This window comes from Thermosynechococcus sp. M3746_W2019_013, assembly GCF_015296045.1.
Taxonomy (GTDB): domain Bacteria; phylum Cyanobacteriota; class Cyanobacteriia; order Thermosynechococcales; family Thermosynechococcaceae; genus Thermosynechococcus.
Map to the genome: position 1 here is coordinate 49,774 of NZ_DVDW01000034.1, position 13,000 is coordinate 62,773.

A 13,000-nucleotide genomic window follows, 5' to 3' on the forward strand; every position below is an offset into this window, starting at 1 on the left:
AGACTTGCCTAATCCAGAATACCGCTTTAGCGCTGCGCCATTTCTTGGCACTTTGCGCAGAGGCCAAAAAACTCCAGGGTGTGGTAAAAAACCTTGAAGTGATAGGACTCCTGTAGCGCCGTTTCGAGTTGCTGTACAGGACACTGCTCAATTCCAATGGATGTGCCGCAGTGTAAACAAGTGAGGTAGTGCTGATCCTGCTGCACCAAGCTATAGACCAGTTCACCACTGGGCAAGGGGCGTGCTTGCACCTCACCATTGATGCGCAGACTATCTAGGGTGCGATAAACCGTTGCCAGACCTAGGGGTGTATGTCGTTGCCGCAGTTCTAAAAAAAGCTCCTGCGCCGAGAGGGATCGGCCGCTGGCTCTAAGGGCCTCGAGAATAATGGCTTGGCTACGGGTGCGTCGCGGCGGCATAGCAATAGAACAATATTACCTTGATTTTACCCTGCCCTTGCGGCTGCAATGAGATGAGCAATCAGACCTTGCGGCCAATCAGTTGGATCACCCAGCCTCGCCCGCGATGGCCTTGGCCCTCATGGATGTGCCGCTGGATTTCAAGGGCGTGGAGCCACTCTAGACCCGTCAGTTCTCTCTTCATTTGCTCTAGGTCGTGCAGTAGTTCCAGTGTGGGCGGGCCCCCTGTGCCCATCCCCAGTTGTTTCTTGCTGTAGGTCTCACTGAGATAGAGGCCTTGGGGCTTGAGGGCTTTGACAATGCGCTGGTTGACTAGGGTACGCAGCTCTGGTGGCAGATGGCAAAAAATAGCAATAATTCCATCCCAGGCGTTTTCACCCAGGTCAAAATCCCGCAGATCGCAGTGATAGGTGGTCATTGAGACTCCCCTTTCTTGAGCAAGGCGCTGTGCTTTTGCCAGTCCCACTTGGGAGGCATCCACAGCCGTGACGGCATATCCCTGTTGAGCAAGATAAACCGCATTACGTCCTTCCCCTTCGGCGAGGGAGAGAATTTGCCCTTGGGCCCTAAAGTCATGGGCATGGGCTTTGAGGAAGTCGTTTGGCTCTGTGCCGTAGAAATAGGTGTCTCCTTGAAAGCGAGTGTCCCACATAGATATCGGCTCTTTTAGACGGCAATCACTAGAGTTTCAAAGCGTTTTTCAGGGACTGGTCAGCCATCTTTTTCAAGCACAGCAATATACCCTCCAATTGCCTGATATGAGTCAGCGATTTTCCTTTTGTCTTGCCTTGAGTGATACAGCCGCCCAAGCTTGGGCATTCAGCGACCCCGTACCATCTTTGCCGGTATAGATGATGAGTTGTCTCGCTGAGCACCGCTAGTTTTCTACAGTTGAGTTACCTGAGAGTCTTTGCTGGCGATCGCCCCCAAAACACGAGCAATTAAGTAAAGGGAGCCACAGACCACGCAGCGATCGCCCCCCCTGTCGAGGGCTTCAGCCACATCGTTAAAAAGACGGCATTCCCCTAACCGAGGGCAACAGGTGTAGGCAAGTTCCTTCAAGTCCTCTAAGTTAGCACTAGCGTGATCCGGGACGGGCACCAACCACAGGCGATCGCCGGCTCGCAGGAGATGTTTGAGAATCCCCCCATGATCCTTATTGGCTAGCATCCCCACTACCCAAGTCACCTCTGTCCAGCCCAATTGATCTACATATTGCCGTAGATAAGCGGCTGCAGGAGCATTGTGGGCACCATCAATGAGCAGTTTTCGCCCTTGCCAGTGTAACCATTGCAGTCGTCCCGGCCAGCGGGTTTGTGCCATTCCCTGTTGAATCGCTGTTAGGGAAATTTGCCAGCCTTGAGCTTGCAGACATTGCAGTGTGGCGATCGCGATCGCGGAATTGGTTAACTGCATTTCTCCCGCCAAAGGCAAGGGATACTCAATGCCACCCCAAGTTGCCCATCCAGCCCGCTCAACACACCACTGCGCCGGTTCTGGCCAGACGGTCGGGCAAGCCAAAGCTGTTAAACGCTCGGCAATCACCGTCTTTGCCTCTGGAGGAACAGGACCAACAACAGCGGGTACACCCTGCTTAAGAATTCCAGCCTTTTCGCCCGCAATCGCCCCCAAAGTATTGCCCAACCGCTGCCAATGATCCCAACCAATGGAAGTAATCACACTCACCAAAGGGGGCTGACACACATTCGTGGCATCCAAGCGCCCCCCTAAGCCCACCTCCATCACCGCCACCTCCACCCCCTGCTGGGCAAAATAGAGCCATGCCGCCGCCGTGACCACTTCAAACTGACTGGGGGGATAGGCCACCTGGGGCAAGACGGCTTCAATTTGTTGAATGAGGGTCAAAAAGACCTGCGGGGCAATGGGTTCACCATCGACACAAATGCGCTCACACCAGCTCAACAGATGGGGCGAGGTATAACGACCCGTGCGATAGCCCGCTGCCCGCAAAACACTATCCAAATAGGCACACACCGAGCCTTTGCCATTTGTCCCCGCAACGTGGATCAAGGGCACCTGTAACTGGGGAGACCCCAAGGCACTCAGGAGCGCCTGGATGGGTTCAAGGCCAAGGCGCACCCCAAAGCGGGCGTAGGGACTCAGCGCTGCCGTCAGTGGATCACCCACGGCCAGCTCGATGGAAAAGGATTAGCGGGGCTCGCGACGACCATGGCGCCATGTGGCAATAATCCGGGAGCCATCTGGCAGGGTGAGCACCCCCTCTCCGTCAAATAAGCCATTGCGAAACTGTCCAGCATAGCTTGTGCCATTCCCAAAGGAGAGCATTCCAGTTCCATGATACTTGCCCGCTAGAAACTGTCCCTCGTAGCGAGTGCCGTCGGGAAAGGTGAGTACCCCCTCCCCATGGTATTGACCATTGAGAAACGTCCCCTCGTAGCGCTGGCCATTGGCCAGTTGTAGAATGCCCTTGCCATTGAAGATACCATCGGCAAAGCCACCCTCATAGCGTCCGCCATCGGCATAGGTGAGCACCCCCTGACCGTGGTAGCGGCCATTGCGAAATTCTCCCTCGTAGCGGTTGCCATTGGCCATCGTGAGGATGCCTTGGCCATTAAAGCGACCGTTTAGCAATTCCCCTTTGTAGGTGCTGCCATCGGGGAGGGTCAGGGTGACATCCCCCGTGACCCGCTGCCCTTCATAGACGGCAATTTGAGCAGTTACAGGAGCCAACTGTAGGGTTGCACACCCTAAACCCATCAGGAAAGAACTGAGCACCCAGCGGCGGACAACAGCGGCATTGGCGTGGTGCGAATGGGTCATCACTGGACACTCCACAAGGGTGGACAATTGCAACATATCTAACTGGTACAAGTTGCTCCCTATGCAGAATTGAGGCAGAGACCCAAGTTTTTGTATCTTGGAATACATATACTTAGGGGTAAATTCAGGGATGATTGGTTTATTTGTCTCAAACTTTGCAACTCAACCCTAGGATTTTTCTAGGGATTTTAGCTGGGGGTTTATAGGTTCCAACGGTTTTCTTTGTCGATTGGACATCTGCACCTATGAAACTGCGTTCTATCTTGCGCCGCCGGTTACGTCTTCAGCATCCCCTGACTCCGATTCTCTATCTGCCCCCTCGCCGCACGCGATTGACCTTTGCGGTGATGATTGGTGTGCTGAGTGCAACAGCCGCACTGGGGCAGGATACTGCCGCCTCAACGGCGGTTCCGGCAAAGGTGCAGGTGGTGCTCAACACGCTCTGGGTGATTTTTGCAGGCGTGCTGGTATTTTTCATGAATGCTGGCTTTTGCATGTTGGAAACGGGCTTTTGCCGGGCCAAGAATGCGGTGAACCTGCTCTCAAAGAACCTGATTGTCTTTGCCCTTTCGAGTATCGCCTATTGGGCGATTGGCTTTGCCCTAATGTTTGGGGATGGCAATGGGGTGGTGGGCAGCAGTGGTTTCTTTTTGCTGGGGGCCGATAACAGTCCGGCCACTGCCGAAGCCTACCGGGGGGTCTATAGTTCCCTCAGTTGGGCAGCGGTACCCCTGTTTGCTAAGTTCTTCTTTCAAGTGGTCTTTGCGGGAACGGCCGCCACAATTGTTTCTGGGGCAGTGGCGGAGCGGATTAAGTTCTATGCCTTCTTTATCTTCAGCTTGCTGCTGGTGGGGATTTCCTATCCAATTACGGGTCACTGGATCTGGGGTGGCGGTTGGCTGCAACAGCTAGGTATGTGGGATTTTGCCGGTTCTACGGTGGTGCACTCTGTAGGCGGATGGGCAGCATTGATGGGGGCAGCTCTCCTAGGGCCGCGTTTGGGGCGCTTTCTGCCGGATGGGTCGGTGGCAGCCATCCCCGGGCATAATTTTGCGATCGCCACCTTGGGTTGTTTGATCCTCTGGCTTGGTTGGTTTGGTTTTAATCCAGGGTCAACGATGACCGCAGATCCGGAGGCGATCGCCCACATTGTTGTGACCACAAATATGGCCGCAGCCTTTGGGGGTGTCACCGCAACGGTGGTTTCCACGCTCTACTTTGGGAAGCCCGACCTTTCGATGATCATTAATGGGATTCTGGCAGGATTAGTGGCCATCACAGCCCCCTGTGCCTTTGTCACCATTGAGAGCGCGGCGTTAATCGGCAGTATTGCCGGGATCATTATTATTTTTTCGGTGGTGACGCTCGATCGCCTAAAAATTGACGATCCAGTGGGAGCCATTTCCGTACACTTGGTCAATGGCATCTGGGGGACCATAGCAGTGGGGCTCTTTGCCGATGGACCGGGGCGCTTTTACGAAGCTGGGGCGGGGCCTCTCAAGGGATTGCTCTGGAGTGGTGACTTTACCCAGTTGGGGCACCAATTGGTGGGGGTACTGGCGGTGGGCGGGTTTACCGTTGCCTTTAGTACAGCAGTGTGGCTACTCCTGAACCTTACCATTGGCATTCGCGTTTCTCCAGAGGAGGAAATCGAGGGGTTGGACATTGGCGAGCATGGCATGGAGGCCTATGCGGGCTTCCTTTTGCGCGAAGAAGTGAAAGGATTTGTGGATTTGCTCAAACGGATGTCTGGCAGTGGTCGCTCCTAGGGTAGGCTTAACGCTCCTATTAATCCTGGGGGCATTGTTGGTTCTCAGTCCCTTGCTAGTGGTGCTTTGTACCTCCGGCTGGCCACCCGGAACCCTACCCACCCAATTATTGCCGCCCCAAGGCTGGACCTGGCAGAGCTATCAGGCGGCATGGCGGCAGGGACACTTTATCTTAGCTTTTGCCAACTCAACGTTTGTGGCCTTAGCGGTGACGGCGCTCCAGTTGGTAACTTCAGCCCTAGCGGGTTACGCCCTTGCCCGACTTTCGTTTCCGGGGCAACAGACGATTCTGCTGCTGATGCTAGCAATCCTAGTGATCCCATTTCAGCTTTTGGTGATCCCAATTTTTCTCATCCTGAAGGCGGCTCATCTGATCAATACCTATGGCGCGTTGATCTTACCAACGGCGGCCAATGGCTTTGGTGTCTTTTTGATGCGGCAGTTTTTTCTCACATTGCCCGTTGCCCTTGAGGAGGCAGCCCGCTTGGATGGGGCAAATCGCTGGCAGGTTCTCTGGCATATTCTCTTGCCCCTGAGCCGACCAGCCTTGGTAACGCTCTTTATCTTTACCTTTATTGGCGAGTGGAATGATCTGTTTAAGCCCTTGGTTTTTACCACCAAGCCAGAACTGATCACCGTGCAGCTTTCCTTGGCCAATTTTCAGGAGCAGTTCACCAATGATTGGCCGTTGATGATGGCAGCGGCGGTGATTGCCACTGTACCGGTGATGATTTTGTTTATTTTGGGTCAGCGGCAACTGATTCGCGGTATTGCCACCACGGGGCTAAAGAACTAAGGTACCGTTCGGAAAACCGTACTGCAACAGGAGTTGCGATCGCCAACCGTCTCTCGCTACATTAGCACTCGAAGGGTGAGAGTGCTAAACAATTACCAGTGATGCTCTTACTCCCCAGAGACTGCGCGATGAGCCGTGCAGTGAGTGCTATCAATCCATACTCTTACAATTGGGAGAACAGTACGCTATGGCAGCCGTATCTCTAAGCGTTTCAACTGTGAAACCTTTGGGCGATCGCATTTTTGTCAAAGTCGCCGAAAGCGAAGAACGGACCGCAGGGGGGATTCTCCTGCCCGACAATGCCCGTGAAAAACCCCAAGTGGGCGAAGTGACCGCCGTCGGTCCCGGCAAACTCACTGAAGACGGCAAGCGTCAGCCCATGGATGTGAAAGTGGGTGACAAGGTGCTGTACTCCAAGTATGCCGGTACCGAAGTGAAACTAGGGGGCGAAGACTACGTTCTCCTCTCAGAAAAAGACATCTTGGCCATTGTGGGCTAGGTCACTGACTTCCTTGCATCTCGGTGCGATTTTTTCATCACTGTTGAACGATTGAGGTAGGAAACACATATGGCGAAGCGCATTATCTACAACGAAAATGCTCGTCGGGCCCTTGAAAAAGGGATGGACATCTTGGCTGAATCCGTGGCCGTGACCCTTGGTCCGAAAGGGCGGAACGTGGTTTTGGAGAAAAAATTTGGTGCGCCGCAAATTGTCAATGATGGTGTCACCATTGCTAAAGAAATTGAACTTGAAGATCACATTGAAAACACCGGTGTGGCGCTGATCCGCCAAGCCGCCTCGAAAACCAATGATGCTGCCGGTGACGGCACCACGACGGCGACGGTTCTCGCCCATGCCATGGTGAAAGAGGGGCTGCGCAACGTTGCTGCTGGCGCTAACCCCATTGCCCTAAAACGCGGGATTGACAAAGCCACCCACTTCCTGGTGGAAAAAATTGCCGAACACGCCCGTCCAGTGGAAGACTCCAAAGCCATTGCCCAAGTGGCGGCCATCTCGGCGGGAAATGATGAAGAAGTGGGTCAGATGATTGCCGACGCCATGGACAAAGTGGGCAAAGAAGGCGTGATCTCCCTCGAAGAAGGCAAATCCATGACCACCGAACTGGAGGTCACTGAGGGGATGCGCTTTGACAAGGGCTACATCTCCCCCTACTTTGCCACCGACACCGAGCGCATGGAAGCCGTGTTCGATGAACCCTTCGTGCTGATCACCGACAAGAAAATTACCTTGGTGCAAGATCTGGTGCCGATCCTCGAACAGGTGGCTCGCGCCGGTAAGCCCTTGGTCATCATTGCCGAAGACATCGAGAAAGAAGCCTTGGCCACCCTCGTGGTCAACCGTCTGCGCGGTGTCTTGAATGTCGCTGCGGTGAAAGCTCCCGGCTTTGGCGATCGCCGTAAAGCGATGCTCGAAGATATTGCCGTCCTCACAGCGGGTCAAGTGATCACCGAAGATGCGGGTCTGAAGCTGGAAAATGCCAAGCTGGATATGCTCGGTAAAGCTCGCCGCATCACAATCACCAAAGATCACACCACGATTGTTGCCGAAGGCAATGAAAAAGCCGTCAAGGCTCGCTGCGAGCAAATCCGTCGCCAAATCGAAGAAACCGACTCCAGCTACGACAAAGAAAAACTGCAGGAGCGGTTGGCCAAACTAGCTGGTGGGGTGGCGGTGATTAAAGTCGGTGCTGCCACCGAAACTGAAATGAAAGATCGCAAACTCCGTCTGGAAGATGCGATTAACGCCACCAAAGCCGCTGTTGAGGAGGGGATTGTTCCCGGTGGCGGTACCACCTTGGTTCACTTGGCTCCTGAGTTGAGCAACTGGGCCGCTGAGCACCTAACGGGTGAAGAACTGATTGGTGCCAACATTGTTGAGCGTGCCCTCAGCGCTCCCCTGCGTCGCATTGCGGAAAACGCGGGTCAAAATGGTGCCATCATTGTTGAACGGGTCAAAGAAAAACCCTTCGATGTGGGTTATGATGCCGCTAAAGATGAATATGTCAACATGTTTGATGCCGGTATCGTTGACCCTGCCAAAGTTACCCGCTCGGCTCTGCAAAATGCGGCCTCTATTGCTGGCATGGTGCTAACCACCGAGTGCATCATCGTTGACAAGCCCGAACCCAAGGAAAATAATCCTGCGGGCAGCGGTGCTGGCATGGGCGGTGACTTCGACTACTAAGCCCATCCCTACCCTGGGCACAGAGTCAATCCCTGAACCTGCCTAGGCGAGGGTTACCCACACGGGAAGCGGGGCAACCAAACCCCGCTTTTTTCATGGCTGAGTGGCTGCGAAAGGGTTTGGCAGCGTTGCTATAATAGCCCTCAATGTAATGTTTTTTAACATTAGTTCTTTTTGCAGTATGGGCGATCCAATGCCTGGAGGTGAAATTCGCATTCGGGGTGCACGGCAGCATAATCTGAAAAACATTGACCTCGATCTGCCCCGCGATCGCCTGATTGTAATGACCGGTGTCTCCGGTTCAGGGAAGTCCTCCCTTGCCTTTGACACGATTTTTGCTGAAGGACAACGCCGCTATGTGGAGTCCCTGAGTGCCTATGCACGGCAATTCCTCGGCCAGTTAGATAAGCCTGATGTGGATGCCATTGAGGGGCTGAGTCCAGCAATTTCTATTGATCAAAAGTCCACCTCCCACAATCCCCGCTCAACGGTGGGGACGGTCACGGAAATCTATGACTACCTGCGGCTGCTCTATGGCCGTGCCGGTGAACCCCATTGCCCCCATTGCGATCGCTCGATCCGCCCCCAAACCATTGATGAAATGGTGGATCAGGTGATGCAGTTGCCGCCCCAGAGCCGCTTTCAAGTCTTGGCCCCCATTGTCAAGGGGAAGAAGGGCAGCCACAGGAAGCTGCTGTCGAGTCTGGCCAGTGAAGGTTTTGTGCGGGTTCGGATTGATGGGGAGGTGCGCGACCTCAGTGATGCCATTGAACTGGACAAAAACCATGTCCACACGATTGAAATTGTTGTTGATCGGCTGGTGCTGAAGCCGGGGATTGAGGAACGTTTAGGGGATTCCTTGCGAACGGCGTTGCACCATGGCAACGGTACGGCAATGGTCAGTGTGGTGTCTCGGGAGACGGGGGCTGAGGGTCAAACGCTCCTGTTTTCAGAAAATTTTGCCTGCCCTGAGCATGGGGCGGTGATGGATGAGCTCTCTCCGCGACTTTTTTCCTTTAACTCCCCCTATGGGGCCTGTCCAGAGTGCCATGGCTTGGGCTATTTGCGCAAATTTAGCCCGGAGTTAATTGTCCCCAATCCCGAACTACCGGTTTATCTGGCGATCGCCCCCTGGGCCGAGAAGGAACACGACTACTACCTTGCTCTCCTCTGTGGTGTTGCTGAGGCCCTTGGTTTTGACATCCATACACCGTGGTATCGCCTCACGGAGTTGCAACGGGAGATCCTCCTTTACGGCACCGACACACCGATTCTCATCCCTTCTGATTTGCGCTATCGCAAACGGGACTACTACCGTCAATTTCAAGGGGTGATTCCCATCCTAGAGCGGCAGTACCGCGAGACGACCTCCGAGGCCTACCGGCAAAAACTGGAAGAGTACCAAGTCAATCAAACCTGCCCCGCCTGTCAGGGACAACGCCTGAAACCAGCCGCTTTGGCCGTGCGCTTGGGGCAATATCGCCTTACGGATCTCACCCGTGTTTCGATTCGCGAGTGCTGGGCACGGCTTCAATCCCTGCAACTCACGCCTCGCCAACAACAAATTGCGGAACTAGCCCTGCGGGAAGTAATGGCGCGGTTGCAGTTTCTCATTGATGTGGGGCTCGATTACCTAACCTTGGATCGCAGTGCAGCCACCCTCTCTGGGGGTGAAGCTCAACGAATTCGCTTGGCTACCCAAATTGGCTCTGGCCTGACGGGGGTGCTCTATGTCCTCGATGAGCCGAGTATTGGCCTGCACCAGCGCGATAACGATCGCCTGCTGCAAACGCTCTTTCGCCTGCGGGACTTGGGGAATACGCTGATTGTTGTCGAACACGATGAGGATACGATCCGGGCTGCCGATTACATTGTCGATATTGGCCCAGGGGCGGGAAGCCACGGCGGCCAAATTGTCGCTCAAGGCAGCCTCGAGGCAATTCTCAACCATCCTGACTCCCTGACGGGGGCTTATCTGTCGGGGCGCAAGCGCATCGAAACTCCCAGCGATCGCCGGCCAGGGAATGGCAAATCCCTGATTCTAAAAAAGGTGTCCCGCAACAACCTCAAGGATATCACCGTAGAAATTCCCCTTGGCAAGCTGGTGTGTCTGACGGGAGTATCGGGATCGGGCAAGTCCACCCTCATGCACGAAGTTCTCTATCCTGCCCTGCAGCACCATCTTGGTCACCATGTGCCGCTCCCCAAGGAACTGGGGCACATCGAAGGCTTGAGTGCCATTGATAAAGTCATTGTCATTGACCAGTCCCCCATTGGTCGAACCCCCCGCTCCAACCCTGCCACCTACATTGGTGTTTTTGATGTCATCCGTGAGGTCTTTAGCCAAACCGTTGAGGCCAAGGCACGGGGCTACAAGCCGGGGCAGTTTTCCTTCAATATCAAGGGCGGCCGCTGTGAGGCCTGCGGTGGCCAAGGGGTGAATGTTATTGAGATGAACTTTCTGCCCGATGTTTATGTCCAGTGTGAGGTGTGCAAGGGGGCCCGCTACAACCGCGATACACTGCAAGTGAAGTACAAGGGCTGCTCGATCGCCGATGTTTTGGATATGACTGCTGAGACAGCGCTGACCTTTTTTGAAAATATCCCCAAGGCGGTGAGCAAGCTGCAAACCCTTGTGGATGTGGGCTTGGGCTATCTGAAATTGGGACAAACCGCACCCACCCTCTCTGGGGGGGAAGCCCAACGCCTTAAATTGGCAGCTGAACTGTCCCGCCGTGCCACGGGCAAAACCCTCTACCTGATTGATGAGCCGACCACGGGGCTATCCTTTTACGATGTGCATAAACTCCTCGAGGTGCTGCAACGGCTGGTGGACAAGGGCAACTCAATTCTGGTGATTGAGCACAATTTAGATGTGATTCGCTGTGCCGATTGGATTATTGATCTAGGACCCGAGGGGGGCGATCGCGGGGGAGAGGTGGTTGCCGTGGGCACTCCTGAAGCAGTGGCCCTGATGCCCCAATCCTACACCGGTCAGTATCTTGCCCGAGTCTTCAATCGCGCCGCTGCCAATTCGCAATAGTAGAATACAGGTTGCTCTGCCTTGCGGTGTGCCTATGCCGACAATGACCCTTTCCATTTCCTGTCCCGATCAGCGGGGGCTAGTGGCCAAGTTGGCCCAGTTTGTCTATCGCTATAACGGGAACATTGTCCATGCCGACCACCACACCGATGCCGTTGCGGGCATTTTTCTCTCCCGCCTCGAATGGGAATTAGAGGGCTTTGAAATCCCCCGCGATCAAATTGCCACCACTTTCATCAACTATGCGCAGCGGGAAAAGGTCTTTGCCAGTTGGCAGGGGGTGCGCTGGCAGTTGCGGGCGTCGGATATTCCCTATCGCTTGGCCATTTGGGTGAGCCGCCAAGATCATTGCCTTTGGGATCTGCTGCTGCGGCAGCGGGCGGGGGATCTCTTTGCGGAAATTCCCCTGATCATCAGTAACCATGAGCATTTGCGTCCCATCGCCGAGCAGTTTGGCATTGATTTTTACTATATCCCTGTGACGCCAGAGACCAAGCCGCTGGCGGAAGCCAAGGAACTGCAACTCCTCAAGGACTACAGGATTGATCTGGTGGTGCTGGCTAAGTATATGCAGGTGCTCAGTCCTGAATTTATTGGGGCCTTTCCCCACGTGATCAATATTCACCATTCATTCTTGCCGGCCTTTGCGGGAGCTAACCCCTACCACCGTGCCTATGAGCGGGGGGTAAAAATCATTGGTGCCACGGCCCACTATGCCACGGTGGATTTAGACGAAGGGCCAATCATTGAGCAGGCGGTTGTGCCTGTGAGCCATCGGGATACAGTGGCGGATCTAATTCGCAAGGGCAAGGATTTAGAACGGGTGGTGTTGGCGCGGGCGGTACGGCTGCATTTACAAAATCGGATTCTGGTGTATGGCAATCGCACGGCAGTCTTTGCTTGAGGGTTGCCACCGCTGTGGGCCTGTTGCCTTTGGGGATTCCCGTAGGGGGTCACCAACCCCCTTGATGAGCAGGTATAATCAAATAATGTTCTGCCCCTGCGGTTTGACTGACTATGCCCTTCGAGATCAATCACGGTCTGGGTCGCTTTAACTCCAAACGGGATCTCCATGCTGCCCTCGGTATTCCATTGTCAGCAGCATTCGGGGAAATTCGCAAGCGGTATCTCAAAATTGCCAAGACACTCCACCCCGATAGCCGTGATGATGAATCGAGTAAAAAAATGGCCAGTGATTTGCTCTCGAAGTTTGTGAATCCTGCCTATGAAGTGCTTTCCCAAGAAAAAGAGCGAGAAGAATATCAAGTCATTTTGCGCTTGCTGGAAAAGCAACTGCTAACGGCCAATATTGTGCCAACGCCCACCTTTGATTTGGCACAGGAAGTCTTTAACGCTGCCAATGTTGAAGAGGCCTATCAAAGGGCCCTCAATACCCTTGCCCAAGATCAATACAAAGACTTAAACAACACACTTAAAATTAGCGAACAAATTAGCGAACTGAATTTAATCTACCTGTGGCGATCGGCGGGTGGCAAGGTAACCGCATCCACGCCCAGTGTTTCTGCGCCGGCGGCTCCACCTAAATCAGATGCAACCCAAGGGCAGGCTACACCAGCGGCCACCACAGAGACGTCACCACCTACAGAAGCCCCCAAAACAGAGCAATTTACAGAGCAATATTTCCGACGGGCAGAGGAACTCTTCAATAAAGGCATTTATCTGGAGGCCGTCAAAGAACTGAAGGATGCCCTGAAAATTGACCCCCGCAGTGCTCGCTGCAATGCCCTACTAGGCAAGGTGTATCTGCAGCAAGGCTCCCTCAGTATGGCCAAAATTCACTTTAATCAAGCCCTGAAGCTCAATCCTCAAGAGGTAATGGCAATACAGGGACTCGAAGCAATTAGCAAAAGAGAGCGCCAAGCCCAGAAACAGCAAAAAAGTACTGAGCCACCCAAACCGGAGCAAAAGAAATTCTCCTTCTTTGGTCTTTTTGGGAAAAAATAA

The 13,000-nt window shown here is 54.1% G+C and carries 11 protein-coding genes; 7 read left to right on the top strand and 4 right to left on the bottom strand.

Features of this window, described 5'->3' with window-relative positions; genetic code table 11:
• Positions 1 to 26 precede the first annotated feature (26 nt).
• From IGQ16_RS06585 to IGQ16_RS06600, 4 genes are all read right to left on the bottom strand, one after another.
• Positions 27 to 419 carry a Fur family transcriptional regulator gene (locus IGQ16_RS06585; protein ID WP_297060691.1) on the bottom strand — a complete coding sequence of 131 codons (393 nt, stop codon included), beginning with the start codon at positions 417 to 419 and terminating at the stop codon, positions 27 to 29.
• Positions 420 to 480: 61 nt separating this feature from the next.
• On the bottom strand, positions 481 to 1,071 hold the full coding sequence (locus tag IGQ16_RS06590; protein WP_297060693.1) for a bifunctional 2-polyprenyl-6-hydroxyphenol methylase/3-demethylubiquinol 3-O-methyltransferase UbiG: 591 nt from the start codon (positions 1,069 to 1,071) through the stop codon (positions 481 to 483).
• 233 nt (positions 1,072 to 1,304) lie between these two features.
• Positions 1,305 to 2,567: a folylpolyglutamate synthase/dihydrofolate synthase family protein gene (locus tag IGQ16_RS06595; RefSeq protein ID WP_297060694.1), complete on the bottom strand. Its 1,263-nt coding sequence runs from the start codon at positions 2,565 to 2,567 to the stop codon at positions 1,305 to 1,307.
• A 21-nt stretch (positions 2,568 to 2,588) separates the two neighbouring features.
• Entirely contained in the window at positions 2,589 to 3,257 is a 669-nt protein-coding gene (locus IGQ16_RS06600) for an MORN repeat-containing protein (protein ID WP_225871767.1), read from the bottom strand.
• A gap of 209 nt (positions 3,258 to 3,466) precedes the next feature.
• Between IGQ16_RS06600 and IGQ16_RS06605 the strand changes: the two genes are divergently transcribed.
• From IGQ16_RS06605 to IGQ16_RS06635, 7 genes are all read left to right on the top strand, one after another.
• Positions 3,467 to 4,990 carry an ammonium transporter gene (locus IGQ16_RS06605; RefSeq protein WP_297041218.1) on the top strand — a complete coding sequence of 508 codons (1,524 nt, stop codon included), beginning with the start codon at positions 3,467 to 3,469 and terminating at the stop codon, positions 4,988 to 4,990.
• Positions 4,977 to 5,786: a carbohydrate ABC transporter permease gene (locus IGQ16_RS06610; RefSeq protein ID WP_024124015.1), complete on the top strand. Its 810-nt coding sequence runs from the start codon at positions 4,977 to 4,979 to the stop codon at positions 5,784 to 5,786. The genes IGQ16_RS06605 and IGQ16_RS06610 overlap by 14 nt, the downstream gene beginning before the upstream one ends.
• Positions 5,787 to 5,973: 187 nt before the next feature.
• Positions 5,974 to 6,285, top strand: a complete 312-nt coding sequence (groES, locus tag IGQ16_RS06615) for a co-chaperone GroES (protein WP_024124016.1) — start codon at positions 5,974 to 5,976, stop codon at positions 6,283 to 6,285.
• Positions 6,286 to 6,354: 69 nt separating this feature from the next.
• The gene (gene groL / locus IGQ16_RS06620; RefSeq protein WP_024124017.1) at positions 6,355 to 7,992 is read left to right on the top strand and encodes a chaperonin GroEL; all 1,638 of its coding nucleotides are present in this window, start codon (positions 6,355 to 6,357) and stop codon (positions 7,990 to 7,992) included.
• A 193-nt stretch (positions 7,993 to 8,185) separates the two neighbouring features.
• Positions 8,186 to 11,035, top strand: a complete 2,850-nt coding sequence (uvrA, locus tag IGQ16_RS06625; RefSeq protein WP_024124018.1) for an excinuclease ABC subunit UvrA — start codon at positions 8,186 to 8,188, stop codon at positions 11,033 to 11,035.
• A 28-nt stretch (positions 11,036 to 11,063) separates the two neighbouring features.
• The gene (gene purU, locus IGQ16_RS06630; protein ID WP_157869617.1) at positions 11,064 to 11,939 is read left to right on the top strand and encodes a formyltetrahydrofolate deformylase; all 876 of its coding nucleotides are present in this window, start codon (positions 11,064 to 11,066) and stop codon (positions 11,937 to 11,939) included.
• A gap of 113 nt (positions 11,940 to 12,052) precedes the next feature.
• Complete coding sequence (locus IGQ16_RS06635) at positions 12,053 to 13,000, top strand: DnaJ domain-containing protein (RefSeq protein ID WP_297060697.1); 948 nt, start codon at positions 12,053 to 12,055, stop codon at positions 12,998 to 13,000.

What these genes read in the sequence shown, in the direction of transcription:
- IGQ16_RS06585 (WP_297060691.1), bottom strand. Translation starts at nt 419, where the DNA reads ATGCCGCCGCGACGCACCCGTAGCCAAGCCATTATTCTCGAGGCCCTT.
- IGQ16_RS06590 (WP_297060693.1), bottom strand. Translation starts at nt 1,071, where the DNA reads ATGTGGGACACTCGCTTTCAAGGAGACACCTATTTCTACGGCACAGAG.
- IGQ16_RS06600 (WP_225871767.1), bottom strand. Translation starts at nt 3,257, where the DNA reads ATGTTGCAATTGTCCACCCTTGTGGAGTGTCCAGTGATGACCCATTCG.
- IGQ16_RS06605 (WP_297041218.1), top strand. Translation starts at nt 3,467, where the DNA reads ATGAAACTGCGTTCTATCTTGCGCCGCCGGTTACGTCTTCAGCATCCC.
- groES (WP_024124016.1), top strand. Translation starts at nt 5,974, where the DNA reads ATGGCAGCCGTATCTCTAAGCGTTTCAACTGTGAAACCTTTGGGCGAT.
- groL (WP_024124017.1), top strand. Translation starts at nt 6,355, where the DNA reads ATGGCGAAGCGCATTATCTACAACGAAAATGCTCGTCGGGCCCTTGAA.
- uvrA (WP_024124018.1), top strand. Translation starts at nt 8,186, where the DNA reads ATGCCTGGAGGTGAAATTCGCATTCGGGGTGCACGGCAGCATAATCTG.
- IGQ16_RS06635 (WP_297060697.1), top strand. Translation starts at nt 12,053, where the DNA reads ATGCCCTTCGAGATCAATCACGGTCTGGGTCGCTTTAACTCCAAACGG.